The organism is Streptomyces sp. BBFR102, from assembly GCF_051397025.1.
Taxonomy (GTDB): Bacteria; Actinomycetota; Actinomycetes; order Streptomycetales; family Streptomycetaceae; genus Streptomyces.
The window spans coordinates 1,865,802-1,889,755 of sequence record NZ_CP195757.1 but is presented as its reverse complement, the minus strand read 5'-3'; the positions used below and the strand labels follow the sequence as shown (position 1 = coordinate 1,889,755).

General features: G+C 72.5%; 23 protein-coding genes and 2 pseudogenes. 14 read left to right on the top strand and 11 right to left on the bottom strand.

Features of this window, described 5'->3' with window-relative positions; genetic code table 11:
- The first annotated feature begins 310 nt into the window (after positions 1-310).
- The 5 genes from ACSLIC_RS08420 to hutH all read left to right on the top strand — a co-directional run bounded on the left by ACSLIC_RS08420 (position 311) and on the right by hutH (position 6,759).
- Positions 311-1,198 (top strand): biotin--[acetyl-CoA-carboxylase] ligase, encoded by an 888-nt coding sequence (locus tag ACSLIC_RS08420; RefSeq protein ID WP_436737067.1) that lies wholly within the window; start codon positions 311-313, stop codon positions 1,196-1,198.
- A 71-nt stretch (positions 1,199-1,269) separates the two neighbouring features.
- Complete coding sequence (locus tag ACSLIC_RS08415) at positions 1,270-2,547, top strand: adenylate/guanylate cyclase domain-containing protein (RefSeq protein WP_436737066.1); 1,278 nt, start codon at positions 1,270-1,272, stop codon at positions 2,545-2,547.
- Positions 2,548-2,732: 185 nt separating this feature from the next.
- Positions 2,733-3,521 carry an enoyl-CoA hydratase/isomerase family protein gene (locus tag ACSLIC_RS08410; RefSeq protein WP_436737065.1) on the top strand — a complete coding sequence of 263 codons (789 nt, stop codon included), beginning with the start codon at positions 2,733-2,735 and terminating at the stop codon, positions 3,519-3,521.
- Positions 3,522-3,959: 438 nt separating this feature from the next.
- Complete coding sequence (locus tag ACSLIC_RS08405; RefSeq protein WP_436737064.1) at positions 3,960-5,159, top strand: diguanylate cyclase domain-containing protein; 1,200 nt, start codon at positions 3,960-3,962, stop codon at positions 5,157-5,159.
- Between the two features lie 58 nt (positions 5,160-5,217).
- Complete coding sequence (hutH, locus tag ACSLIC_RS08400) at positions 5,218-6,759, top strand: histidine ammonia-lyase (RefSeq protein ID WP_436737063.1); 1,542 nt, start codon at positions 5,218-5,220, stop codon at positions 6,757-6,759.
- A gap of 249 nt (positions 6,760-7,008) precedes the next feature.
- On the opposite strand, the gene ACSLIC_RS08395 is transcribed toward hutH, so the two are convergent.
- Positions 7,009-7,323: a hypothetical protein gene (locus ACSLIC_RS08395; RefSeq protein WP_436737062.1), complete on the bottom strand. Its 315-nt coding sequence runs from the start codon at positions 7,321-7,323 to the stop codon at positions 7,009-7,011.
- A gap of 416 nt (positions 7,324-7,739) precedes the next feature.
- Here ACSLIC_RS08395 and ACSLIC_RS08390 point away from each other — a divergent pair, with 416 nt between their 5' ends.
- Both ACSLIC_RS08390 and ACSLIC_RS08385 read left to right on the top strand, forming a co-directional pair.
- Entirely contained in the window at positions 7,740-8,987 is a 1,248-nt protein-coding gene (locus ACSLIC_RS08390) for a L,D-transpeptidase (RefSeq protein WP_436737061.1), read from the top strand.
- Between the two features lie 378 nt (positions 8,988-9,365).
- Positions 9,366-10,409, top strand: coding sequence for an NAD(P)-dependent alcohol dehydrogenase (locus ACSLIC_RS08385; RefSeq protein WP_436737060.1), 1,044 nt, complete (start codon positions 9,366-9,368; stop codon positions 10,407-10,409).
- On the opposite strand, the gene ACSLIC_RS08380 is transcribed toward ACSLIC_RS08385, so the two are convergent.
- Both ACSLIC_RS08380 and ACSLIC_RS08375 read right to left on the bottom strand, forming a co-directional pair.
- The gene (locus tag ACSLIC_RS08380; RefSeq protein ID WP_436737059.1) at positions 10,387-10,518 is read right to left on the bottom strand and encodes a hypothetical protein; all 132 of its coding nucleotides are present in this window, start codon (positions 10,516-10,518) and stop codon (positions 10,387-10,389) included. The genes ACSLIC_RS08385 and ACSLIC_RS08380 overlap by 23 nt on opposite strands.
- Before the next feature lie 239 nt (positions 10,519-10,757).
- The gene (locus ACSLIC_RS08375) at positions 10,758-11,861 is read right to left on the bottom strand and encodes a hypothetical protein (protein ID WP_436737058.1); all 1,104 of its coding nucleotides are present in this window, start codon (positions 11,859-11,861) and stop codon (positions 10,758-10,760) included.
- A gap of 555 nt (positions 11,862-12,416) precedes the next feature.
- On the opposite strand from ACSLIC_RS08375, the gene ACSLIC_RS08370 reads away from it, so the two are divergent.
- Complete coding sequence (locus ACSLIC_RS08370; protein WP_436737057.1) at positions 12,417-13,583, top strand: cystathionine gamma-synthase; 1,167 nt, start codon at positions 12,417-12,419, stop codon at positions 13,581-13,583.
- 91 nt (positions 13,584-13,674) lie between these two features.
- Here ACSLIC_RS08370 and ACSLIC_RS08365 read toward each other — a convergent pair whose 3' ends face one another.
- The 3 genes from ACSLIC_RS08365 to ACSLIC_RS08355 form a co-directional block, all read right to left on the bottom strand.
- Positions 13,675-13,926, bottom strand: a complete 252-nt coding sequence (locus ACSLIC_RS08365) for a hypothetical protein (protein WP_436737056.1) — start codon at positions 13,924-13,926, stop codon at positions 13,675-13,677.
- Entirely contained in the window at positions 13,923-14,411 is a 489-nt protein-coding gene (locus ACSLIC_RS08360; RefSeq protein ID WP_436737055.1) for a sigma factor-like helix-turn-helix DNA-binding protein, read from the bottom strand. Before ACSLIC_RS08360 ends, ACSLIC_RS08365 begins: the two co-directional genes overlap by 4 nt.
- A 79-nt stretch (positions 14,412-14,490) precedes the next feature.
- A complete protein-coding gene (locus ACSLIC_RS08355) occupies positions 14,491-15,027 on the bottom strand; it encodes a MarR family winged helix-turn-helix transcriptional regulator (protein ID WP_436740313.1) in 537 nt (178 codons plus the stop codon).
- A gap of 179 nt (positions 15,028-15,206) precedes the next feature.
- On the opposite strand from ACSLIC_RS08355, the gene ilvA reads away from it, so the two are divergent.
- The 3 genes from ilvA (at position 15,207) to ACSLIC_RS08340 (ending at position 18,631) form a co-directional block, all read left to right on the top strand.
- Positions 15,207-16,436, top strand: a complete 1,230-nt coding sequence (gene ilvA / locus ACSLIC_RS08350; protein WP_436737054.1) for a threonine ammonia-lyase — start codon at positions 15,207-15,209, stop codon at positions 16,434-16,436.
- A 297-nt stretch (positions 16,437-16,733) separates the two neighbouring features.
- Positions 16,734-17,780: an ATP-binding cassette domain-containing protein gene (locus tag ACSLIC_RS08345; protein ID WP_436737053.1), complete on the top strand. Its 1,047-nt coding sequence runs from the start codon at positions 16,734-16,736 to the stop codon at positions 17,778-17,780.
- Entirely contained in the window at positions 17,780-18,631 is an 852-nt protein-coding gene (locus tag ACSLIC_RS08340; RefSeq protein ID WP_436737052.1) for an ABC transporter permease, read from the top strand. Before ACSLIC_RS08345 ends, ACSLIC_RS08340 begins: the two co-directional genes overlap by 1 nt.
- Before the next feature lie 136 nt (positions 18,632-18,767).
- On the opposite strand, the gene greA is transcribed toward ACSLIC_RS08340, so the two are convergent.
- Together greA and ACSLIC_RS08330 are read right to left on the bottom strand one after the other, a co-directional pair.
- The gene (greA, locus tag ACSLIC_RS08335; RefSeq protein WP_436737051.1) at positions 18,768-19,265 is read right to left on the bottom strand and encodes a transcription elongation factor GreA; all 498 of its coding nucleotides are present in this window, start codon (positions 19,263-19,265) and stop codon (positions 18,768-18,770) included.
- 202 nt (positions 19,266-19,467) lie between these two features.
- Positions 19,468-19,875 carry a DUF4307 domain-containing protein gene (locus tag ACSLIC_RS08330; RefSeq protein WP_436737050.1) on the bottom strand — a complete coding sequence of 136 codons (408 nt, stop codon included), beginning with the start codon at positions 19,873-19,875 and terminating at the stop codon, positions 19,468-19,470.
- A 114-nt stretch (positions 19,876-19,989) separates the two neighbouring features.
- Here ACSLIC_RS08330 and mca point away from each other — a divergent pair, with 114 nt between their 5' ends.
- Positions 19,990-20,871: a mycothiol conjugate amidase Mca gene (gene mca, locus ACSLIC_RS08325; RefSeq protein WP_436737049.1), complete on the top strand. Its 882-nt coding sequence runs from the start codon at positions 19,990-19,992 to the stop codon at positions 20,869-20,871.
- Entirely contained in the window at positions 20,864-21,100 is a 237-nt protein-coding gene (locus ACSLIC_RS08320) for a hypothetical protein (protein ID WP_436737048.1), read from the top strand. The genes mca and ACSLIC_RS08320 overlap by 8 nt, the downstream gene beginning before the upstream one ends.
- A gap of 95 nt (positions 21,101-21,195) precedes the next feature.
- On the opposite strand, the pseudogene ACSLIC_RS08315 reads toward ACSLIC_RS08320, so the two are convergent.
- The 3 genes and pseudogenes from ACSLIC_RS08315 to ACSLIC_RS08305 all read right to left on the bottom strand — a co-directional run.
- Positions 21,196-21,704: pseudogene (locus tag ACSLIC_RS08315) on the bottom strand (hypothetical protein); the annotation flags it as partial.
- Between the two features lie 278 nt (positions 21,705-21,982).
- Positions 21,983-22,390, bottom strand: a complete 408-nt coding sequence (locus ACSLIC_RS08310) for a PIN domain-containing protein (protein WP_436737047.1) — start codon at positions 22,388-22,390, stop codon at positions 21,983-21,985.
- On the bottom strand, positions 22,387-22,659 hold the full coding sequence (locus tag ACSLIC_RS08305) for a hypothetical protein (RefSeq protein ID WP_436737046.1): 273 nt from the start codon (positions 22,657-22,659) through the stop codon (positions 22,387-22,389). Before ACSLIC_RS08305 ends, ACSLIC_RS08310 begins: the two co-directional genes overlap by 4 nt.
- Positions 22,660-22,990: 331 nt before the next feature.
- Here ACSLIC_RS08305 and ACSLIC_RS08300 point away from each other — a divergent pair.
- Positions 22,991-23,780: pseudogene (locus ACSLIC_RS08300) on the top strand (transposase family protein).
- Positions 23,781-23,954: the final 174 nt, after the last annotated feature.

Below are 23,954 nucleotides of genomic sequence, written 5' to 3'. Positions count from 1 at the left end.
CCTGCCTGGTCACGAGGGGTGGACGGTCGGTCTCCGGCACCGTGAGGGCGGCGGCCGGAGACCGGGACGGCGCAAGGCCGCTGAGCTACTGTGCCGTAGCGTATCGGCGCCGCTCCGCTTCGTCAGTGCGGTGTTTGCCACACACGTGTGCGCTTGCGCACGGAGTGAAGAGGGGCATTCCGGGGGAGACGACAGGGCCCGGCGGACGCTGTCGGTGTGCGGACACCGCCTCCCGGGAGCCCCCCACCGCGGGCCGGCTTGCGGGGTCGGCGTTGGCCAGGACCGCCCGGGGAGGGGCAGGCTGGGACCCATGACACCGACCGACCGCCCCGGGCGCCGAAACGGCCCCGCTCCCTGGTCCGACCTCAGCAGGCCGCCGCTGCACGAGTCCGCGCTGCGCCGCGCGCTCGTGCGGCCCGGCGGAATGTGGACCTCCCTCGACGTGGTCCAGGAGACCGGCTCCACCAACGCCGACCTCGCCGCCCGGGCCACGGAGCTGCCCGGGGGCACGGTCCTCGTGGCCGAGGAGCAGCTCGCCGGGCGCGGCCGGCTCGACCGCCGGTGGTCCGCTCCGGCGCGCTCCGGGATCTTCTTCTCGGTCCTGCTGCGCCCCACGGCTCCCGTCGAGAGGTGGGGCTGGCTGCCGCTGCTGACCGGCGTCGCCGTCGCTTCGGCCGTCTCCCGGATCGCGGGCGTCGACACCGGACTCAAGTGGCCCAACGACCTGATGGTCACCGTGGGCGACGAGGAGCGGAAGGCGGGCGGCATCCTCGCGGAGATGGCGGACGGCGGCATCGTGATCGGCGTCGGCGTCAACGTCAGCCTGCGCGCCGACGAGCTGCCCGTCCCCGCAGCCGGCTCGCTCGGCCTCGCGGGGGCCGCGGTCGCCGACCGGGACCCGCTGCTGCGCGCCGTACTGCGGTCGCTGGAGGAGTGGTACGGGCGTTGGCAGGAGGCGGACGGTGATGCCGTGGCCTGCGGGGTGCAGGCGGCCTACGCCGCGGGATGCGTGACCCTCGGCCGCGCCGTACGGGCAGAGCTGCCGGGCGGAGAGGCGCTCACCGGCGAGGCGGTCGCCCTCGACGGGGACGGGCGGCTGGTCCTCGCCACCGGGGACGGCGTGCAGCGTCCAGTGGGTGCCGGGGACATCGTCCACCTGCGGCCGGACGGTCCCCCGGAGGGCTCCCGTCAGGAGTGAGCCAGGGCACACTGCCGTATCGTTGGGCCCGGTCCACAGGCGACCGCCGCAGATCGGAAGGGCAGCTGGCAGTGACCGTCGACGACACGGGTTCCGGTACCGGGACGCCGCGCGGTCCCCACGGCCGGGACACCGGCGGCGGGGACGGGGCGTCCGACAGCGCTGCCCCTGACGGCGCCGCCCCCGACGGCTCCGCATCCGACAGCGCGGCCCCCGGTGGTGGGCACGGGTCAGGTTCCGGCGCCCCCGAGCGCGGTCTGCCCGATCTTCCCGACCGGCCCGAGCGCGGCGCGGAGCAGCAGGACGACGGCGGGCACGGCGAGCCCCGGCAGGACCCGCTGGCATTGCGTATCGAAGGGCTGATCCTCGGAGCGGAACGCCGGTACACGCCGTTCCAGGCCGCCCGGGCCGCCGGGGTCTCCATGGAGCTGGCCTCCCGCTTCTGGCGCGCCATGGGGTTCGCCGACATCGGGCAGGCCAAGGCGCTCACCGAGGCAGACGTCCTGGCGCTGCGGCGGCTGGCCGGTCTGGTCGAGGCGGGGCTGCTGAGCGAGGCGATGGCCGTCCAGGTGGCGCGGTCCACCGGGCAGACGACCGCGCGGCTGGCCGAGTGGCAGATCGACTCCTTCCTGGAAGGGCTCACCGAGCCGCCCGAGCCCGGGATGACGCGTACCGAGGTCACGTATCCGCTGATCGAGCTGCTCCTGCCCGAGCTGGAGGAGTTCCTCGTCTACGTGTGGCGACGGCAGCTGGCCGCCTCGACCGGGCGGGTCATCCAGGTGGCGGACGACGAGGAGATGGTCGACCGGCGGTTCGCCGTCGCCTTCGCGGACCTCGTCGGCTTCACCCGGCTGACCCGGCGGATGGAGGAGGAGGAACTCGGGGAGCTGGTCGAGGCGTTCGAGACCACCGCGGCCGACCTGGTCGCCGCACGCGGGGGGCGCCTGGTCAAGACCCTCGGGGACGAGGTGCTCTTCGCCGCGGACGACGCGGGGACGGCCGCCGAGATCGCCCTGTTGCTGATCGAGGCCATGGCGAACGACGGGAGCATGCCCGAACTGCGGGTGGGGATGACCTTCGGGACGATCACCACCCGGATGGGCGATGTGTTCGGGACGACCGTGAACCTCGCCTCCCGACTCACCTCCATAGCGCCCAAGAACGGGATTCTGGTGGACAGCGCGTTCGCGGCGGAGCTGGTGCGGACCGGGGAGGCGCCGGCCTCCGAGGCGGAGGCCGCGGCCGCGGAGGAGCCGGGGGAGTACCGGTTCGCCTTGCAGCCCATGCACCAGCGGCCGGTGCGAGGGCTGGGGTCGGTCGAGCCCTGGCTGCTCACTCGCCGGGACTGACCCTCGGAAGCGGTCGGGCCGCGGCTCCTTCCGCCTCGGCCTGCGGGCGGACCCGGTCCGGCGGTGCCGTGCCCGTCCCCCCGCGGGGTCGGCGGTGGCACCGAGCGTCGACCGGGCCCTGTCTGGCGTGCGGGGCCCCGACTAGGATCGGGGTAACGATCGTTAACCTCAGCCAGGAGCAGGCCATGCCGCAAACCGCAGAGCACCTCACGATCACCCGCCACGGCCACGTGGCGGAACTGGCCCTGAACCGCCCCGAGGCGATGAACGCCGTCTCCACCGACCTGGCGCGGCAACTGGCCGGCGCCTGCGAGGAACTGGCGCGCGACCGGGACGTGCGGGTCACCGTGCTGACCTCCACCCACCCCAAGGCGTTCTGCGTGGGAGCCGACCTGAAGGAGCGCAACCGCTTCACGGACGCCGATCTGGTCCGGCAGCGGCCCACGGCGAGGGCGGCGTACACGGGGGTGCTGGAGCTGCCGATGCCGACCATCGCGGCGGTGCACGGTTACGCCCTGGGGGGCGGGTACGAACTGGCGCTGGCCTGCGACCTGATCGTCGCCGACCCGACGGCGGTGGTGGGACTGCCCGAGGTCTCGGTGGGTGTGATCCCGGGCGGTGGCGGTACGCAGCTCCTGCCGCGCCGGGTGGGAGCGGCCCGAGCGGCGGAGTTGGTCTTCAGCGCCCGCCGGGTGGCGGGGGCGGAGGCGCTCGCCCTGGGGCTGGTCGACCGGCTGGCCGAGGAGGGGCAGGACCGCGCGGAGGCCCTGGAACTGGCGACGGCCATGGCCGCCCACTCCCCGGTCGGCCTGCGCAACGCCAAGCGCGCCCTGCGCCTCGGGCAGGGCCTGGACCTGCGGGCGGGCCTGGAGGTCGAGGACGCGGCCTGGCGCGCCACCGCCTTCTCCGGCGACCGCGCCGAAGGTGTCGCCGCGTTCAACGAGAAGCGCGCCCCGAAGTGGCCCGGCGAGTGACCGCACCCTCCGGCTCGCACGTGCCCAAAGCCGCCGTTCGCCGAGTCGTGGACTGACACCGCGCACCCCCGCCGCGCATACACGGCTCGGGTGTCCCCGTAGTCGACCGTCGGGGAAGAGCCCCCGGCCCTGAGGGGCCCGGGGAGTCCGCGCGGGTGACCGTGCGTGGGATGGGGGAGGGCCGGGGGCCGTGTTCCGTTCTGCGGTGTGCGGCCGGGCCTCGCAGGACGGCGCGTCGCGCGGAGCGGGGCGGGCGCGGGGTGGCCCTGGCAGGGCACAGCCCCCGGAAGGCGGCGGTCCGTCCGGTGAACGCCGTGGCCAGGGGCGCCACGGAGCCACCGCCGGGGCCGAGCGCCCGCCCGGCCCCGGGCGTCCCGGTCCCGCCCCGTAGCGCAGCAAAACGTCTCACCCGCTGCGATATGTCCCTAGCCTGGGGAGATGGGAGATGATCTCCGGCTCCGGGCCGTGGTGGGGCTGGCGCAGGCGATGGCGGCGGCTCAGGGGCCGCGGGAGGTGTGGCGGGGGGCAGCGCTCGGGGCCTGTCGGGCGCTCGGCGGGAGTTTCGCGGCGCTGTCGGTCTGGGAGCGGGAGCAGGGTCGGTTGCGGGTGCTGGTCAACGCGGGGCGGCTGGCGGCTGGGGAGGAGGAGTACCCGGAGGCGGAGACGTATCCGGTGCACCAGTTCCCGGAGATCACGGAGTTCCTGCACGAGCGGTGGGCGGGGGGCGGGGAGCCGGACGCCTGGGTGGAGACGGCCGACGGGCGGGCGGAGGGGCGGCCCGGCTACTGCCATCAGCGGGTCGCGGCCCTGCGGCGCCGGGGCCGGGGGTGTTGTGTGGTGGCGCCGATCGTGCTGCACGGGCATGCGTGGGGTGAGCTGTACGTGGCGCGGGAGCCGGGGGAGGTGGTGTTCGGCCGGGCCGACGCCGGCTTCGCGACGGTGCTGGCGGCGGTGGTGGCCGCCGGGATCGTGCAGTGCGAGCGGCTGGAGGAGGCGCGGCGGCTGGCGTACACGGACGCGCTCACGGGGCTGGCCAACCGGCGGGCGGTCGACGCGCGGCTCGACGAGGCGGTGGAGGCGCATCGGGCCGAGGGGGCGGTGGTGTCCCTGGTGGTCTGCGACGTGAACGGGCTGAAGCGGGTCAACGACACCCATGGCCACGCGGTCGGCGACCGGCTGCTGGAGCGGTTCGGCTCGCTGCTGTCGCTCTGCGGGGCGATGCTGCCGGGGACGCTGGCGGCCCGGCTCGGCGGGGACGAGTTCTGCCTGGTCAGCGTCGGCCCCGAGGCGGGCGAGGTGGTGGCGGTGGCCGAGGAGCTGTGCGAGCGGGCGTACGGGCTCGCGACGGGGGAGGGGGTGGCCTGCGGGGTCGCCTCGACGGGGGACCCGATCGGCGAGGTCCGGTCGGCGCGCCGGCTCTTCCGGCTGGCGGACGCCGCGCAGTACCGGGCGAAGGCGGTACGGGCCCGGGGGCCGGTCGTGGCCGGCCGCGAGGCCGAGCCGGAGACCGGCGCCGACGCGGTGCTGAAACTGGCCGACGCCCCACCGCCGGAGGGCGGCGAGCGGCGGCGCATCCGGGGGCGCAGGGAGGGGACCGGTGACCCGCGACGACCCGGCCGCACCAGGCGAAACCGGTAACGGGCTCTCCCGCCCACCACCCGTGACAGCGCGGGATTCACTGCGTACGCTCCTGAATATGGATATGCACACTGTGGTGGTGGGAACCTCCGGCACCAGCGCGGCCGACGTCGTCGCGGTGGCCCGTGACGGAGCCCGCGTCGCACTCTCCCCGGAAGCCCTGGCCGCGCTCGCCCACGCCAGGGAGGCGGTCGACGCGCTGGCCGCCAGGCCCGACCCGGTCTACGGGGTCTCCACCGGGTTCGGCGCCCTCGCCACCCGCCACATCGGCCCGGAGCTGCGTACCCAGCTCCAGCGCAACATCGTCCGGTCGCACGCGGCGGGCATGGGGCCGCGGGTGGAGCGCGAGGTGGTGCGGGCGCTGATGTTCCTGCGGCTGAAGACGCTCTGCTCCGGGTACACCGGCGTCCGCCCCGAGGTGGCGCAGACCGTCGCCGACGTGCTGAACGCCGGGATCACCCCGGTCGTCCATGAGTACGGCTCGCTGGGCTGCTCCGGCGACCTGGCACCGCTCAGCCACTGCGCGCTGGCGCTGATGGGCGAGGGGGACGCCGCAGGCCCCGACGGCGCCGTGCGGCCCGCCGCCGAGCTGCTGGCCGAGCACGGCATCATCCCCGTCGAGCTGCGCGAGAAGGAGGGGCTCGCGCTGCTCAACGGCACCGACGGCATGCTCGGCATGCTGGTCATGGCCCTCGCCGACCTCGACCGGCTCTACACCACGGCCGACATCACCGCCGCCCTCACCCTGGAGGCGCTGCTCGGCACGGACCGCGTCCTCGCCCCCGAGCTGCACGCCGTGCGCCCGCACCCCGGGCAGGCGGCCAGCGCCGCCAACATGGCAGCCGTGCTGGCCGGCTCCGGGCTGGTCGGCGGGCACCAGGACGACGCCCCGCGCGTGCAGGACGCGTACTCGGTTCGTTGTGCGCCGCAGGTCGCGGGGGCGGGCCGGGACACACTGGCGCACGCCCGGCTCGTGGCTGAGCGTGAGCTGGCTGCGGCTGTGGACAATCCGCTGGTCATCGGGGGGCGCGTGGAGTCCAACGGCAACTTCCACGGGGCGCCCGTCGCCTATGTGCTGGACTTCGTGGCCATCGCCGTCGCCGACCTCGCCTCGATCGCCGAGCGCCGCACCGACCGGCTCCTGGACAAGAACCGGTCGCACGGGCTGCCGCCCTTCCTCGCCGACGACCCGGGCGTCGACTCCGGCCTCATGATCGCCCAGTACACGCAGGCCGCCCTGGTCAGCGAGTTGAAGCGGCTCGCCGTCCCGGCCTCCGCCGACTCCATCCCGTCCTCCGCGATGCAGGAGGACCACGTCTCCATGGGCTGGGCCGCCGCCCGCAAGCTGCGGACCGCCGTGGACGCGCTGACCCGGGTGCTCGCGGTCGAGTTGTACGCGGCGACCCGCGCCATCGAGCTGCGGGCCGGCCTCACCCCGGCCCCGGCCTCCGCCGCCGTCGTCGCGGCGCTGCGGGCGGCCGGCGTCGAGGGGCCCGGGCCGGACCGGGTGCTCGCCCCGGATCTGGCTCTGACCACCGAGTTCGTGCGCTCGGGGCGTCCGGTCGTCGCCGCCGAGCAGCACACCGGGCCGCTGGCCTGAGTGACTGCCCCACCGGGTGACGGCGGGGTGGGGAGGAGCGCGGGCGCCGCCGTCCGGGAGGTGGGGAGGGGGTGGGGGCGCTCGTAAGAAAAGTGGTGGGGGTGTTCGCGCGGGAGTGTGCGCGGGGAGTGCCGGGGGAGTGGCTGATTGTCGCCGGTGGGGGGACGCGGGGGGTTGCGAAGGGGTGCCGCGGGGAAGCGGGGGCGGTCATGTGGCATGGAGCACGTGCCGTTTCCCGCGGCGGGAGGATCAGGTCAGTCCCGCGTCCTTCGCGAGCCACGGGCCGCGGCGGGCCGAGTAGGCCACGAAGCCCGCCCCGACCAGCAGGAACGCGGTTCCGCCGACGAGGTACGGGGTGGTGTCCACGCTGCCGGAGTCGGCGAGCAGGGGTTCCTCGCCGGCCGGTTCGGCGGCGGGGACGCCGACGCTGGTGGTCCCCTGTTCCTGGGAGGCGGCGCCGCTCGCCGTGCCCGAGGCGTTGGCCGACGGGACGAACCACAGCGCCCCCAGCAGGGTCGCGGCGGTGGTGGTGGTGAGAAGTGATCGTCGTGCGGTGGACGACACGGATTCGATCCCCCTTGTGGCGCTGGTGAATTGGCCGTGCGGGGTTGATCGTAGTGACCGCCGGGGGCGGGGGAAAGCAGAGGGGCGCGTATCGGGGCGGGGTACTGCCCGGCGGTACGAGTGTGCGACGGTTGAGCCAACGGTTCGTATGAGTTCGGGCGAATTGGGCAGGAGGCCACCGAGCGGGGAGTGGCCGAATCCGGCCGCCCCTGGTCGCCGATGGCGTGAGCTGCTAGAACGTCCCTGATGGGCGGTCGTGGTGTAGCTCACATCGGCGAGCGAAGGGGAACCGGACTTACCGGGCGGGTGTTGTAAACCTGTAGTGGGGACAGGCGTCCTTGGGGACGCGGTCCGGACCGCGTCAGGGGCCAGGCCGCCAGGACGTCCGGGGATCAGCAACGATGGAGAAGCGTGTGATGACGGACAGTAGGCGGCGCAAGGCTCTTGCGGCCGCGTCCGCACTGCTCGGCGGAGTGCTCGTGCTCACGGCGTGCGGTGGCGGCGACGGCGGGGGCGCGTCGGAGAGCGGCGAGAAGTCGCAGGCGGAGGTTGACGAGGCCGCGGCCAAGAAGACCTCGGCGGCTCGAATAAAGATCACGCCCAAGGACGGCTCGGACAACGCCAGCATCAACAACGACGCCGAGGTGGCCGTCGCCAAGGGCAAGCTGACCGACGTCAGCATGAAGTCCGCGGACGGCACCGACGTGCCGGGTACCTTCTCCGCCGACAAGACCTCCTGGAAGCCCGAGGGCCCGCTCCAGCGCGCCACGGTCTACAAGATCGCCGCCGAGGCGGCGGACGGCGAGGGCCGCAAGGCCCACGAGAACGCCTCCTTCACCACGGTCTCGCCGGACAACAGCTTCATCGGCAACTTCACGCCGGAGGACGGTTCGACCGTCGGCGTCGGCATGCCCGTCTCGATCAACTTCGACAAGGGCATCACCGACAAGGCCGCCGTGCAGAACGGCATCAAGGTCTCCAGCAGCAGCGGCCAGGAAGTCGTCGGCCACTGGTTCAACGACAAGCGGCTCGACTTCCGCCCCGAGGACTACTGGGCCGGCGACTCCACCGTCACCCTCAAGCTCGACCTCGACGGCGTCGAGGGCGCCGACGGCGTCTACGGCGTCCAGCAGAAGACGGTCACCTTCAAGATCGCCCGGAACCAGGTCAGCATCGTCGACGCCAATACCAAGACGATGAAGATCACCCGGGACGGCAAGACGGTCAAGACCATCCCGATCTCGGCCGGATCGCCCGACAACAAGACGTACGAAGGCCGGATGGTGATCTCCGAGAAGTTCAAGGAGACCCGGATGAACGGCGCCACCGTCGGCTTCACCGACGACGACGGCAAGGGCGAGTACGACATCAAGGACGTGCCGCACGCCATGCGGCTCTCGACCTCGGGCACCTTCATCCACGGCAACTACTGGGGCGACAAGTCCATCTTCGGCAGCGCCAACACCAGCCACGGCTGTGTCGGTCTCGCCGACGCCAAGGGCGCCAACGACGCCTCCACCCCCGGCGCCTGGTTCTACAACAACTCGATGGTCGGTGACGTGGTCGACGTCCGGAACACCGGCGACAAGACCATCGCCCCCGACAACGGCCTCAACGGCTGGAACATGGACTGGGCGCAGTGGAAGGCCGGCTCCGCCGTCTGACCCCACCCCTTCGTCCGGTCCCGCACCGGCCGTGAAGGGCCCCGCCTCCCTCCCCGGAGGCGGGGCCCTTTCGCCTTCCGCTCCCACCTGCGCCTTGACCACCCCTCATGGAGCGCTGCCCTGTCGCGGCGTGCTCCTCACCGACCTCCGGCGCGGACCACGGCGCCGCGGAAGGCAGCGCCGGTCGACGCACGGCACCAGCGCCACCGCCGACGCTTCCGGCCGCCTCGCCCCTCTCCGACCCCGCAGGTCGAAGCCCCCTGAAGCCACGGTTCCGGGGCGGCCGGCCCCCGCCCCGGAGCCGTTGGCCCCTGCACCGGCCGACGCCGTAGGGTCGGGAGGCTGAACACCCCCCGCACCACCTGGAGGTCACCCCTCATGACTCGGACGGTTTCCGCCTACGCGGTCCCCGCGCCCGGCGCACCCCTGGAGCGCACCACCATCGAGCGGCGCACCCCCGGCCCGCACGACGTGCTGATCGACATCGCCTACGCCGGCATCTGCCACAGCGACATCCACCAGGCCCGCGACGGCTGGGCCGAGGGCATCTTCCCGATGGTCCCCGGCCACGAGATCGCCGGTACCGTCGCCGCCGTCGGCGACGCCGTGACCCGCTTCCGTGTCGGCGACCGGGTCGGGGTCGGCTGCATGGTCGACTCCTGCCGTACCTGCGAGTTCTGCCTCGCGGGGCAGGAGCAGAACTGCGCGGGCGGCTCCACCGGCACCTACAACGCGATAGGCCGGGACGGAGAGCCCACCTACGGCGGCTACGCGACCCACGTCGTCGTCGACGAGAACTTCACCGTCCGCATCCCCGACAGCCTGCCGCTGGACGTGGCCGCGCCGCTGCTCTGCGCCGGCATCACCGTCTACTCCCCGCTGCGCCACTGGCAGGCCGGGCCCGGCAAGAAGGTCGCCATCGTCGGCCTCGGCGGCCTCGGGCACATGGGCGTCAAGATCGCCCACGCCCTCGGCGCCGAGGTGACCGTGCTCAGCCAGTCCCTGCGCAAGCGCGAGGACGGCCTGAAACTCGGCGCCGACCACTACTACGCCACCGCCGACGGCACGGTCTTCGACGAACTGGCCGGCACCTTCGACCTGATCGTCTCCACCGTCTCGGCGCCCCTGGACTTCGGCGGCTACCTCAAGCTGCTCCGCCCCGACGGCGCCCTCGTCAACGTCGGCGCCCCCGAAGAGCCGGTCTCGCTCAACCTCTTCTCGCTGATCGGCGGCCGCAAGACGCTGGCCGGCTCCAACATCGGCGGCATCCCCGAGACCCAGGAGGTGCTGGACTTCTGCGCCGAGCACGGCCTCGGCGCGGAGATCGAGGTGATCCGCGCCGACCAGATCAACGAGGCGTACGAGCGGGTCCTCGCCAGCGATGTGCGCTACCGCTTCGTCATCGACACCGCCACCATCTGACCGGCGCGCCCGCGGCCGTTCCTCGGACGCCGACGGCCCCGTCGATCCCCTCATGCAGGAGGTCGGCGTGGCCGTTGTGGCGGGCGTGGTCGTGGGTCAGGTGGAGCATGACCGCCCGCAGCGAGACCTCGGCCTCCCACCGCGCGACCAGGCCGTCGCGTCCAGGTACCCGCGCAACGACTCCCGCTCCCCGTCGGCCACCGGCGGCGGTACCCGCTCGGCCACGCCCTCCGCCCGCACCGCGATCCCGCTCATGCGAGCCCCCTGCCCACGCCGCCGACGGGAGCTCCCGCCCGGCCGGAGCGATCATGCCAGGCGGGGACGGGTCCCGTCCTCGGCGTTCGCGGCTCAGCTCCGCAGGGTCGCCGGGCTGCCCCCGTTGGCCTCGTACCCGCCGACCGCCAGTGCGCGGTAGACGGCGAACTGCGCGGCCGGGTCGGCCGACACGGTCCACGGCAGCGCCCCCACGTACCCGTCGACGCGGACGAGCTGGTGCATCGCCTCGCCCCACCGCTCCGAGCCGACCAGGAAGAAGACCAGCAGGTGCCGCACGTGCGGCAGCACCGGGTCGTCCTGGCGCGCCGACTGGGCGGCGAACTGGGCGCCCTCCAGGGCGCGGGTGAAGACCTGGCTCTGGAAGAAGTTACGGACCAGGTTCATCTCGGGCAGGTGCTCGTACAGGGAGAAGAGGGGCAGCGCCGACAGCAGCGAGCCGCCCGGCGCACGGGCGGCGGCCGCCTCGGCGAACTCCATCGACTGCTTCCGCGAGCCGTGCCACTTCTGAGACCAGTACGGCAGCGCCACCAGGTGCGCGCCCATGTGGGCCGGGGCGCGGTCCAGGATCTTCAGCCAGAGCTGGTCGAACTCCTGCGGGGCGTACCCGAGCCCGCGCGCGACGGCCAACTCGCTGATGTACGGCACCGGGTCGCCCGGCGCGAGCAGCGCGGCCCGCGCCACGGCCGACCTCGCCTCCTCCAGGATGATCCGGAAGTCGTCGCTCCCGGCCGCCGAGGAGCGCCACGCCTGCTGCACGAGGAACTCGGCGTGCACCGCGGCACCGCCCGCGTCCTTCGGCTCCTGCGCCCGCCAGTCGCGCAGCCACCGGCCGCCCTCGCCGGGGCGCTGCTGGAGCTCCAGCGAGGCGGCGCCGGCGAACGCCTGCACCCGCTGCCAGCGCAGCTCGCCGCGCTTGTCCGTGCCGGCCAGCAACTGGGAGGCGGCCCGCCAGTCCTGGGTGCGCTGGACGACGTCGAGGACGTCGAGGAGGTCCTGGTCCGGGCCGGGCAGGCGGATGTCGAGGGTCTCCTGGGGCCGGAAGCCGTACTGGGCGGGGTCGGCCGCCTCGGGAGTGCCGGGCAGCACCTGCCGTATCCCGCGGCGGCGCCGCAGGAGGACCGGTCCGAGGACCGCTCCGATCATGACCACTGCCGTCAGGGTCCACAGAATCACCATGGCCAGAACGGTACGACAGGCAGCGCCCTCGACGCCGGGCCCGCTGGCCAAGCCCCTCGGCACAAGCCACCGGTGGGGGCGCCGGGCCAGGGCAGTCGAGGTGCCGGACGAGTCGGGCCCGGCGCGGTCGCCGTGGATCACGAACCGGTCGTACTCCTCCCCAGGCCGGACCGCCTCGTCGCAGCGGGCTGCCGGCAGGCGCGGTCCTCGGCGCCGCTGTCCGGGCCGCACGGCCCGCCGCGCCGGTCGCAGACCCACCGGAGCATCATCGAGCTGCGCCGCATGAGGGTGAGCGTGCTCTACGGAGAGGGCGGGCTCCAGCCGAATCCACCTGGCGAGGGGCGGGATCATCCCTGGCACCTCGCCCTGGACGAGGTGGGAGCGTGCTGCTGGCGGAGGCCGCCAGCCAGCCCTCATGGCGGCTCCGCCCACCGCCCGCACGCGTCCGGCCGCAACGGGGAACGCGGAGATCCGCGCGCTGCCGCCGCACGAGGCGCCGTTCGCGGTGTGGGCGGAGGCCCGCGCGGCAGTCGCGGGGTACTAGGCTCGGGCCGCATGAGCGACAGGCAGAGTGACGGGCACGGCACGCACGGCTTCGAGACCGTGGCGATCCACGCCGGCAACACCCCCGATCCGATGACCGGGGCCGTGGTCCCGGCGATCTACCAGGTGTCCACGTACAAGCAGGACGGCGTGGGCGGGCTGCGCGGCGGCTACGAGTACAGCCGCAGCGGCAACCCGACCCGGACCGCGCTGGAGGAGAACCTCGCGGCGCTCGAAGGCGGCCGGCGTGGTCTCGCCTTCGCCTCGGGGCTCGCGGCCGAGGACTGCCTGCTGCGGACCCTGCTGTCCCCCGGCGACCACCTCGTCATCCCCGACGACGCCTACGGCGGCACCTTCCGGCTGATCTCCAAGGTCGTGGCCCGCTGGGGCGTCGACTACACCGTGGCCGACACCTCCGACCCGGCGGCCGTCCGGGAGGCCCTGACCGACCGCACCAAGGCGATCTGGGTCGAGACCCCCTCCAACCCGCTGCTCGGCGTCAGCGACATCGCGGCGCTCGCCGGGGTGGCGCGCGCCGCCGGTGTGCGCCTGGTGGTCGACAACACCTTCGCCTCGCCCTACCTCCAGCAGCCGCTGGCGCTCGGCGCGGACGTCGTCGTGCACTCCACCACCAAGTACATGGGCGGCCACTCCGACGTGGTCGGCGGCGCCCTGGTCACCGACGACCAGGAGCTGGCCGAGGAGTTGGCCTACCACCAGAACGCCATGGGCGCGGTGGCCGGCCCGTTCGACTCCTGGCTGGTGCTGCGCGGCATCAAGACGCTGGCGGTGCGGATGGACCGCCACTCGGCCAACGCCGAGCGGATCGTGGAGATGCTCAGCCGCCACCCCAAGGTCACCAAGGTCCTCTACCCGGGCCTCGCCGAGCACCCCGGCCACGAGGTCGCCGCCAAGCAGATGCGTTCCTTCGGCGGCATGGTCTCCTTCCAGGTCGCCGGCGGCGAGGAGGAGGCGGTCGCCGTCTGCGACCGGACCAAGGTCTTCACCCTCGGTGAGTCGCTCGGCGGCGTCGAGTCGCTCATCGAGCACCCCGGCCGGATGACGCACGCCTCGGTGGCCGGCTCCCAACTGGAGGTCCCCTCCGACCTGGTGCGCCTCTCCGTCGGCATCGAGAACGCCGAGGACCTGCTCGCCGACCTCCAGCAGGCACTGGGCTGAGCGGTACGCGGGCGTACGCCGGTACGCCGGTACGCCGGTACGCCGGTGAGCGCGGGGCCGGGGCCGTACGCGGGCCCGGCCCCGCGCCGTGTCACCAGCCGGTCAGCGGCGGCGTGACGGGCACCTCGGCGGCGGCCCACGGCCGGGTCAGCACCAGCCAGACGACGCCCCCGGCCACGGCTGCGGTGGCCGTCGCCCAGAGCAGCCGGAGCGCCCCGGCGCGCAGGCGGCGCAGCCGCTCGCCCCGGCGCACCGCCTCGGCCAGCAGCTCCGGAGGGACAGGCGGCGGTGGGGTGTCGAGCAGCCGCCGGACGTGTTCCTTCCGCCGGTCCTCGCCGCTCACCGGGCGGGCTCCGAGGCGTCCGGGCCGCCGCCGGGTGGCACCGCCAGCCGCACCGCGGCCCGCGCAGTCAGTGCCCTGATCCGCTCGACGGGCAGCCCCAGCAGCGCCGCCGCCTGCCCCTCGGGCACCCCCTCGTACAGCCGCAGGACCACCGCGACCCGTTCGTGCGGGGTGAGCGGGGCGAGCGGACCGGTGTCCGGCTCCCGGCCCGTCGCGCCGAGCCGGCGGTGCCAGGCGGCGCGGGCGTAGCGGGCGACCAGGTCCTGGCGGGCGCGGTCGTAGGGGTCGTCACCGCGCAGCGCATCCCAGTCGGCGTAGGCGCGGGCGAGCGCAGCGGTGAGCAGGCGGCGGGCGTACGGGGTGTCGCCGGGCGGTTCGCCGGTGAGCAGGGCGGCCAGGTGCAGCAGCCGGCCGCCGGCCCCGGCGGCGAAGGACGCGAACGCGCGGGCGCGCGCGGTGCGGGGGATCTCGTGGCGTGCGCTCACCGGGGGCCTCCTGCCGCCGCAGCGGTCCGGCCTCCCATCTGAGAGCAGGGGACGCGCGGGGTCAAGAGGCGCGGACGGATCAGCTCCCGGCAGGGGCGGAGCCCGGGGCGCCGCTCTGGGCGAGGCGGCTCTGGCGGGCCACGATCTCCTCGTTGAACCGGGTGAGCAGGCGGCAGAAGTCGGCCTGGTCGGCGCCGCTCCAGCCGTCGGTCAGCTCCTTGAGCAGCTCGCGGCGGCCGGCCCGTACCTCTTCGAGGCGGTTGCTGCCGAGCGCGGAGAGCTGGAGCACGACGGCGCGCCCGTCCTCGGGGTGACTGGTGCGGCTGACCAGCCCGCCGTCGACCAGCGGCGCGACCTGCCGGGTGACCGTGGAGGAGTCGATGCCCATGCTGGCGGCGAGCGCCTTCACCCCCATCGGGCCCTCCTTGTCGAGGTGGTTGAGGAGCAGATACGCCGCGCGGTCCATCGAGTTGCGCACGGCGCCCACCCCGCCGAGGCGGGTCTGTTCGGCGCGCCGCGCGAAGACGGCGACCTGGTGCTGGAGCGCGTCGAAGAGGGCGGAAGGTTCTTCGGGGGCTCCGGAGGGAACCGGATCGCCGGAAGCGGTGGTCGACATGTCCTCGGGCATGGGCATGGCCAGGGCTCACTTCGTGCGGGACGGACGGTTGGGGGACAGCGTACGCGGCTGCGGTGCGGACCGTACGGGGGCCGCCGTGGTTGCCCTCGGGGGGCGTGCGGACCCGGGTGGGGGGCGCGGCGCGCGGTGGCACGCGCTCCACCAGCCACACTGGGGTCATGACAGACAGCAAGGCCGTCCAACCACCCAGGGTGACGCTCGACGAGGTGCGGGGCGCGCGGGAGATGCTCGCCGGAGTGGCCCGGGTCACCATGATGGAGGGCAGCCGCCACCTCTCCGACCTGGTCGGCGCGCCGGTCCACCTCAAATGCGAGAACCTCCAGCGCACCGGTTCCTTCAAACTCCGCGGGGCGTACGTGCGGATCGCCCGGCTCTCCCCGGAGGAACGGGCCGCGGGCGTGGTCGCCGCCAGCGCGGGCAACCACGCGCAGGGCGTGGCCCTCGCCTCCGCCCTGCTCGGCGTGGGCTCCACGGTCTTCATGCCGGTCGGGGCGCCGCTGCCCAAGGTCGCGGCCACCCGGGAGTACGGCGCCGAGGTGCGGCTGCACGGCGAGGTGGTCGACGAGACGCTGGCGGCGGCCCAGGAGTACGCCGAGCGGACCGGCGCCGTCTTCATCCACCCCTTCGACCACCCCGACGTCATCGCGGGCCAGGGCACCTTGGGGCTGGAGATCCTGGAGCAGTGCCCCGAGGTGCGGACGATCGTCATGGGCATCGGCGGCGGCGGTCTGGCCGCGGGGATAGCGGTCGCCGTCAAGGCGGTCCGGCCCGACGTGCGGATCGTCGGTGTCCAGGCGGCGGGCGCCGCGGCCTACCCGCCGTCGCTGGCGGCGGGTAGGCCGGTGGCGGTCGAGCGGCCGTCGACGATGGCCGACGGGATCAAGGTGGGGCGGCCGGGTGACGTGCCGTTCCGGATCGTCGGGGAGCTGGTGGACGAGGTGGTCACGGTCACCGAGGACGCCCTCTCCAGCGGCCTGCTGCTCTGCCTGGAACGGGCCAAGCAGGTGGTGGAGCCGGCCGGGGCAAGCCCGGTCGCGGCCCTGCTGAGCAGGCCCGAGGCGTTCGAGGGGCCGGTGGTGGCGGTGCTCTCCGGCGGTAACGTCGACCCGCTGCTGATGCAGCGCGTCCTCACCCGCGGCATGGCGGCGGCCGGCCGGTACCTCTCGCTGCGGCTGCGCCTCACCGACAGCCCCGGCGCGCTCGCGACGCTGCTGGCGGTGCTCTCCGGCGCCGACGCCAACGTGCTCGACGTCAGCCACGTGCGGACCGATCCCCGACTGGGGCTCACCGAGGCGGAGGTGGAGGTCCACCTGGAGACGAAGGGGCCCGAGCACTGCACGAGCGTGGGAGCGGCGCTGCGGGGGGCCGGGTACCTCGTCATGGAGTGAGTGGCGCGCGGTCGGTGCGGGGCAGGGGCGGGCGCCCGGTTCGGGGCCCGCCCTTCGCGCGTGCAGGCGGAGGAGAGCGCTCCCCATTCCGTCGGGGTTCTGGTGCCGAATTCCATGGCGGTACGCGATACATCGCGTTATGGTGTGTCTCGCGTCGCTCTCCGCGATCGGAGTGGAGTGCGCCTCGCCTCACCCCTTCACGCCTGCGCCCCGTCCTCCGTCCGCGCGTCGCGAGCATCGCGGACATACCTGAGCAAACCTACTATTCCGCACAAAGCTCACGGCAGGAGATTCCCTATGCCAGGCGCCATCTACGCGGAAGGTCTCGTCAAGACCTTCGGCGACGTCAGAGCGCTGGACGGCGTCGACCTCGACGTCCCCGAGGGCACCGTTCTCGGCATGCTCGGCCCGAACGGCGCGGGCAAGACCACCGCCGTCCGCTGCCTCACCACCCTTCTCGTGCCCGACAGCGGCCGCGCCCTGGTCGCCGGGGTCGACGTGGCCGAGAACCCGGACGAGGTGCGCCGCGCCATCGGCCTCTCCGGCCAGTTCGCCGCCATCGACGAGTACCTGACCGGCCGCGAGAACCTCCAGATGGTCGGCCGCCTCTACCAGCTCTCCGCGCGGGAGGCGAAGGCCCGCGCCGGTGAGCTGCTGGAGCAGTTCGGCCTCGCCGCAGCGGGGGACCGCACCGCGAGGACCTATTCCGGGGGGATGCGCCGCCGCCTGGACCTCGCCGCGGCCCTCGTCGTCTCCCCGCCGGTGATGTTCATGGACGAGCCCACCACCGGCCTCGACCCGCGCAACCGGCAGGCGCTGTGGGACGTCATCCAGGAACTGGTCGAGGCCGGCACCACCCTGCTGCTCACCACCCAGTACCTGGAGGAGGCCGACCACCTCGCCGACGACATCTGCGTGGTGGACCACGGCCGGGTCATCGCCCGGGGCACCTCGGACGAGCTGAAGGCCCGCACCGGCGGAGAGCGCGTCGAGCTGGTCGTGCACGAGCGGGAGCGGATCGGCCACGCCGTGGAGGTCCTCACCCGCGTGGGGGAGGGCGCCCCGGCGGTCAGCGAGCACATCCGCAAGCTCACCGTCCCGGTCTCCGGCGGCGCCAAGCTCCTCGCCGAGGTCATCCGCGAGCTGGACGTGCGGAAGATCGAGATCGACGACATCGGGCTCCGCCGCCCCACCCTCGACGACGTCTTCATCTCCCTGACCGGCCACGCAGCCCAGGCGGCGGAGGGGGAGAACGGCGAGGACGGCGGGGACGGCGACAGCCCGGCGAACGGACAGCGCAGTGCGGCCGAGCGCCGCGCCCAGGCCATGAGAGAGGTCGACTGATGAGCACCGTCGCCCAGCACGCCGCCCGCCCCCAGCGGCGCGGGAGAGTGGCCCAGTCGGTCATGGACTCCCTGGTCATGGCCAAGCGGAACCTGATCAGGATGACCCGCATCCCCGAGGTCGTCCTCTTCGGGCTCATCCAGCCCGTCATGTTCGTGGTGCTCTTCACCTACGTCTTCGGAGGGTCCATCCAGGTCGGCGGCTCGCTCTCGCAGGCGGCCTACCGCGAGTTCCTCATGGCGGGCATCTTCGCGCAGACCGTCACCTTCGCCACCGCCGGCGCCAGCGCCGGCATCGCCGAGGACATGCACAAGGGGCTCGTCGACCGGTTCCGGTCGCTGCCCATGGCCCGGGGCGCGGTGCTCACCGGTCGGACCCTCGCCGACTTCGTGCAGACCGCCCTCACTCTGGTGGTGCTGACCGGCGTCGCACTCCTCATCGGCTGGCGCACCCACGAGAACTTCGGCAGCGTCCTCGCCGGCTTCGGCCTGCTCCTGCTGCTGGGCTACGCCTTCTCGTGGATCGGCGCACTCATCGGGCTGCTGGTCCGCACCCCGGAGGCGGCCACCTCGGGCGGCCTGATCTGGCTCTTCCCCCTGACCTTCATCTCCAACGCCTTCGTCGACTCCAACAGGCTGCCGACGGTCTTCCGCCACATCGCCGAGTGGAACCCGTTCAGCACCACCGTCCAGGCGTGCCGCGAGCTGTTCGGGAACCTGCCGCCCGACTTCGTGACCCCGGACGCCTGGCCGATGCGGCATCCGATCTGGGCCTCGGTCATCTGGTCGTTGCTGATCCTGGTGGTCTTCCGCACCCTGGCCGTCCGCAGATACCGCAGGTCCGCCGTCTGACGCGGTCGGGCGCCACCCCGGACGCGCACGGCGGGGCCCCGGCACCCGGACGCGAAAGGGCCCCCGGTTCCGGTTTCCGGAGCCGGGGGCACCCGGTGCAGCCGCTGACGGCCGACCCGCCCGGTGAAGGGGGAGGTCAGGACGTGTAGGGCTTGGCGGCGAGGATCTTCACCGAGGCGGACTTGCCGTTGGGCAGCTCGTACTCGGCGGTGTCTCCCACCTTCTTGCCGCTGACGCCCGTTCCCAGCGGCGACTGCGGTGAGTAGGTCTCGATGTCCGCGCTGGCGTACTCGCGCGAGGCCATCAGGAAGGTCAGCGTGTCGTCAGGGTCGCCGTCGAAGGCGATCGTGACGACCATGCCCGGCTCGACGATGCCGTCGTCGGCGGGCGGCTCACCAACCTTCGCCTGGGCCAGGAGCTGGGTCAGCTGGCGCACCCGGAGCTCCTGCTTGCCCTGCTCCTCCTTGGCCGCGTGGTACCCGCCGTTCTCGCGCAGGTCGCCCTCTTCGCGCGCCGCCTCGATCTTCTTCGCGATCTCGGTGCGTGCGGCACCAGACAGGTACTCCAGCTCGGCCTTGAGCTGGTTGTACGCCTCCTGGGTCAGCCAGGTGACGTTGTCGCTGGTCTGGGTCACAGGTGCTCCTCGTAGGTACTGGGATACAAAGCATCGCCCTACTCGGAAGGATGTTCCGTACCGGGTGGGCGAAACCACGAGCCTAACAATTCAGGCGCGAAAGGGGGAGGACGAATCTGGCGGGTGCGGCGTCGTCGCAGGTCGCGGCGGGTTCCGCGGCTCAGTCCGGCGGGCGTTGTCGCCTGCCGCGGCGCGTATCCAATCAGGCGGGCGAGCAGCCGACCAGCTCGACGGCGGTGGCCCGGGAGGTGGTCCGCAGCGAGATCACCTGGTCGACGCGGGCGGCGTCCTGGTCGAAGAGGGCGTCCTTGCGGCCGACCTCGGCGCCGTCCTCCGACAGGGCCCGCACGGTGCAGTAGCCGGCGCCGTCGCGGTCCTTGCGCACCTCCAGGTGCACCTTGGCCTCGTCGGCGGCGGACACGTCGAACTTGATCATCTCGCCGCTGATCGTGGTGCTGGTCACGTGCGACCAGCCGAACCAGACGATCATGGCGAGGAAGAGCGTTCCCAGCACGGCGCCGGTCACCTTCAGCCGGTGGTCCGTCCGCTCGTCGGCGGACCGGGCCCGTCCGTACCGGCCCTCGGGAAGGTCCTCGCGCACCGCGCTCATGATCAATCCTCTCGGGCTGGGGGCACCGGAATTTTCCGCCGTCCGGTTCGGTCACTATAGAAGCCGACCATCGCGCCGATGTACCGAGGGCGCCGTATACACGAGGATCAAGTCTTGACAGAGCAGCTGCGACTGATGGCCGTGCACGCCCACCCCGACGACGAGTCGAGCAAGGGCGCGGCAACCATGGCGAAGTATGTGTCCGAGGGGGTGGACGTGCTGGTCGTGACCTGCACCGGAGGCGAGCGCGGCTCCGTCCTCAACCCGAAACTCAAGGGCGACCCGTACATCGAGGAGAACATCCACGAGGTGCGGGCCAAGGAGATGGAGGAGGCCCGCCAGATCCTCGGCGTGCAGCAGGAGTGGCTGGGCTTCGTCGACTCCGGCCTGCCCGAGGGTGACCCGCTGCCGCCGCTGCCCGAGGGCTGCTTCGCACTGGAGGACGTCGAGGAGGCGGCCGGCCGCCTGGTGAAGTCGATCCGCGCCTTCCGCCCGCAGGTCATCACGACCTACGACGAGAACGGCGGCTACCCGCACCCCGACCACATCATGACCCACAAGATCACGATGGTCGCCTTCGAGGGCGCCGGGGACCCGGAGCGCTTCCCGGAGGACGAGTTCGGCAAGGTCTTCCAGCCGATGAAGCTCTACTACAACCAGGGCTTCAACCGTGCGCGCACCACCGCTCTGCACGAGGCGCTGCTCGCGCGCGGCATGGAGTCGCCGTACGGGGAGTGGCTGGCGCGGTGGCACGAGATGGAACAGGTCGAGCGCGAGCTGACCACCCACGTGCCCTGCGCGGACTTCTTCGAGATCCGTGACAAGGCGCTGGTCGCACACGCCACCCAGATCGACCCCGAGGGCGGCTGGTTCCGCATCCCGATGGAGCTCCAGAAGGAGGTCTGGCCCACCGAGGAGTACGAGCTGGCCAAGTCGCACGTCGCCACGTCCCTCCCCGAGCACGACCTCTTCGCGGGCATCCGCGACAATGGCTGACATGAGCGCTAGCGCAAACCTGGCAATGACGCACCTCGTTCCCCTCGCCAAGGAGCTGGACGAGAACAAGGTGACCCCGGGCGTCCTCGGGTTCATCGTGTTCGCCGTGATGGCCCTCGCCGTCTGGGCCCTGATGAAGTCCATGAACCGCCACATGGGCAAGGTCGACTTCAGCGAGCCCGAGGCAGCTCCGAGCGGCACCGCCGCCCAGGGCTCCACGGGCAAGTAGCCCCACCGGGCCACCGCCAGGCCCACACCGCCCCGGCCGCACACCGCGCGCCGGGGCTCTTCGGGGTCTCCGGGGCCCCGTCCACGCCCCCGGTGCGCTCCTGCACGCCCGCCCTCCGCAGGCGCCCCGGCGCGCATCCGGTCCGGGGCGCGGAGCACCTCGTCCCGGTTCCCGGCCCGCTTGACTCATACCGGCAGCCGGGCCGCCAGGGGCATCCTCTGTCCCGTGTCGTCCCAGGGCGCCCGCTCCCGCAGCGAGGCCCGCACGTACCGGCGGACCAGGTCGAGGTGGTCGAGGTCGTACGCCCACAACAGCCCGTGCCGGGTCTCGGCCCGGAACCACAGAGGTCTGCCGAAGCAGGGGCCGGTCGCCGGGCCGGCGGCACCGAGCGGGAACATCAGCGGCGTGCCGCCGTACCTCCGTGAAGCCCCGCAGACCAGCCGCCTCGCGGCGAAGAGATGCCGCCCCCTCCCTGACCGTCGTCGCCGGGAACCGGCACCACCCGTGCGGCCCGCATGCACCCCGGACACCGCACGAGCACGAGGCCGAGGAAGTCGTACAGGGTGGAGCGCGGGTCGCGGAAGCGGTCGGAGGGAGTGTCCATGCGGCGAGTATGCGAGGGGACGGCGGGGTGGGGCTCCTGGTTTTCGCCCGGAGCGGGGCCCGCCACCCCGCCCCCATCCGGGAGGTGAACCCGGGGGACCGCACAGCGTGGAGGAAGAGGGCGAATGGCCATGGCGCAGGCGCACTCGGAAGAGGACGAGCGGACCGCAGGGTGATGCCGGTCTGCGCGTGGCTCTTCGTGCCCGTCCGCGATGCTGTCCTGCTGTCCGTCGGCTACTGGTGCCAGTGAACTCGCGAACCCAGCAGTTGGGGCTGTGCTCACACTTCTTTGATGATCACGCGATTCCCGCAGAGCTTCGACCAGTCGTCACGGTCGGAAGTCAGAACGATCACGGGGGCCAGGACGCGGAGCGCGAGCGCGGCGACGAGGGCGTCGATCGCGTACTTGTGTCCATGCAGCCCGCCGGCGTCCCGGAGCAGTGCCACTGCTGTGAGGGAATCCTCCTGACTGACCGGTTCCACCCGCAGTCGGGAGAGCAGCCACTTCAGGCGCGCAAGATCGGTCTTCCCTTGCACGGCTTCAACAATGGTTAGTGCGGACACGAGGACGGGAACTCCAGCCCGCCGGGATGCCTCGATGAGAGCCGCCAGGCCGCGGTCGTTGCGCAGGAGTAGAGAGAGCGCCTCGGAGTCGAGTACCAGCGAGCGGGCTGGCTGCTCCTTCACGCGGCGCCCCGCTCGGCATTCTCGGCGTTCACGTCTCCGAACAGCTCGCGGCGAGCGGCTTCGATCTCCTGCTCCGTGAGCGCGCCGTGCTCTTCCTCGTGAAACGCCACGATCTCGGCGAGTCCGTCCATGGCGAGCTGGTGCCTGACGGCTTCGGTGATGTAGCTGGACAGCCCGCGGCGGCCGGTTCGGGAGCGGAGCTCGCTGACCAGCTCGGTGGGCATGGACACGGAGATGTTCTCGGTGGTTCCAGCGCGGGTTGACTTCATGCCCAAAGTGTAGGACAAGCTCTATTACATCGCGAGGGCTGTTCATGCGTGCGGTTGCTGTGAGTCGGAGTGGTGACCTCGCGTTTCATGATCAGGAGCCCCGGGCTAGTAGCCTCGACGAATCACACTTCGATATTCAGTTAAGACAGGTTCGGGGGACGACGTGGGCGCTGTACGGGCTTGGATGGTGCGCGCCGGAGCGGACGACGAGAGGGAGACTGAGCCCTTTCCAACCTGACGGTGCTGGCCGCGTGTTGGACGGATCGACGTAACGACGAAGCTCCTGGTAGACGGGTCACGACCAAGATCCGCCGTCTGCCAGGAGCTTCGTGTGCTTGTCTACCCGTCGTCGATCGACCTGTCCAGTCGCACTCTGCGATACCTGACCGGACGACTCGCTGTACGGCGAGGGGGGATCGGGACCCGGTGGCGGCGCCTTTCTGCCGGTCGCCAGGCTCTCCTCGCTCTGGCCCATCCGCGTTGCGGTGACACATACGCCCAGCTCCCTGCCGGGTTCGGTATCGGCATCGCGACCGCGTACCGCTACATACGCGAGGCCGTCGAGGTTCTGGCCGCTCTCGCGCCCACCCTGGCCCAGGCGATGCGCGTCGCGCGGACCAAGGCGTTCGTGATCCTGGACGGCACCCTGCTGCCGATCGACCGGATCGCTGCAAACACCCCGTACTACTCGGGCACACACAAGCGCCACGGCATGAACGTCCAGGTCCTCACCGATCCGTTCGGCCGCCTGCTGCGGGCCTCACCCGCGCTTCCCGGATCCACCCACGACCTGACCGCCGCCCGCACCCACGGCATCGTCGACGCACTCACCGACGCCGGGCTCAAGTGCTGGGCCGACAGTGATGATGGTTCATGGCGTCACCGACAGATCAAGGCATACCAGGGCGCCGGCAGCTCCATCCGGTGCCCTTCCACGGCCGTCGCCTCAAGCGGTGGCAGCGCCGCCACAACAGCACGCACGCCAAGACCCGCTGCCTCGGCGAGAGCAGGCCACGGCCGCCCTGAAGGGCCGGCGCCTCCTACGGAAGCTCTGCTGCAGCACCAACCGCATCACAACGATCGTCCAGGCCATCCTCGTCCTTCACCACGCTTCGGCGTGAGGTTGGAAAAGGCTCAGTTCCCGCAGCAGAGCTTCGCCGAACGCATGGATCGGGTTCGAAAGATCCGTAAACGAGACCATGCACTTCCACACGAGCGACGATGACCGCGCCAGTGCGGTCGAGGAGATCCAGGTCGCTCTGCAGATGCTCAAAACTGTTCAGCCGCAAGCCTGA

Bases quoted from the DNA above. Each gene is read 5' to 3' on its own strand.
- ACSLIC_RS08375 (WP_436737058.1), bottom strand. From the start codon at position 11,861: ATGGTGATTCTGTGGACCCTGACGGCAGTGGTCATGATCGGAGCGGTC.
- ACSLIC_RS08420 (WP_436737067.1), top strand. From the start codon at position 311: ATGACACCGACCGACCGCCCCGGGCGCCGAAACGGCCCCGCTCCCTGG.
- ACSLIC_RS08410 (WP_436737065.1), top strand. From the start codon at position 2,733: ATGCCGCAAACCGCAGAGCACCTCACGATCACCCGCCACGGCCACGTG.
- ACSLIC_RS08405 (WP_436737064.1), top strand. From the start codon at position 3,960: ATGGGAGATGATCTCCGGCTCCGGGCCGTGGTGGGGCTGGCGCAGGCG.
- ACSLIC_RS08370 (WP_436737057.1), top strand. From the start codon at position 12,417: ATGAGCGACAGGCAGAGTGACGGGCACGGCACGCACGGCTTCGAGACC.
- ACSLIC_RS08330 (WP_436737050.1), bottom strand. From the start codon at position 19,875: ATGAGCGCGGTGCGCGAGGACCTTCCCGAGGGCCGGTACGGACGGGCC.
- ACSLIC_RS08355 (WP_436740313.1), bottom strand. From the start codon at position 15,027: ATGTCGACCACCGCTTCCGGCGATCCGGTTCCCTCCGGAGCCCCCGAA.
- ACSLIC_RS08380 (WP_436737059.1), bottom strand. From the start codon at position 10,518: ATGCTCCACCTGACCCACGACCACGCCCGCCACAACGGCCACGCCGAC.
- ACSLIC_RS08305 (WP_436737046.1), bottom strand. From the start codon at position 22,659: ATGAAGTCAACCCGCGCTGGAACCACCGAGAACATCTCCGTGTCCATG.
- ACSLIC_RS08385 (WP_436737060.1), top strand. From the start codon at position 9,366: ATGACTCGGACGGTTTCCGCCTACGCGGTCCCCGCGCCCGGCGCACCC.
- ACSLIC_RS08320 (WP_436737048.1), top strand. From the start codon at position 20,864: ATGGCTGACATGAGCGCTAGCGCAAACCTGGCAATGACGCACCTCGTT.
- ACSLIC_RS08390 (WP_436737061.1), top strand. From the start codon at position 7,740: ATGACGGACAGTAGGCGGCGCAAGGCTCTTGCGGCCGCGTCCGCACTG.
- hutH (WP_436737063.1), top strand. From the start codon at position 5,218: ATGGATATGCACACTGTGGTGGTGGGAACCTCCGGCACCAGCGCGGCC.
- ilvA (WP_436737054.1), top strand. From the start codon at position 15,207: ATGACAGACAGCAAGGCCGTCCAACCACCCAGGGTGACGCTCGACGAG.
- ACSLIC_RS08345 (WP_436737053.1), top strand. From the start codon at position 16,734: ATGCCAGGCGCCATCTACGCGGAAGGTCTCGTCAAGACCTTCGGCGAC.
- ACSLIC_RS08340 (WP_436737052.1), top strand. From the start codon at position 17,780: ATGAGCACCGTCGCCCAGCACGCCGCCCGCCCCCAGCGGCGCGGGAGA.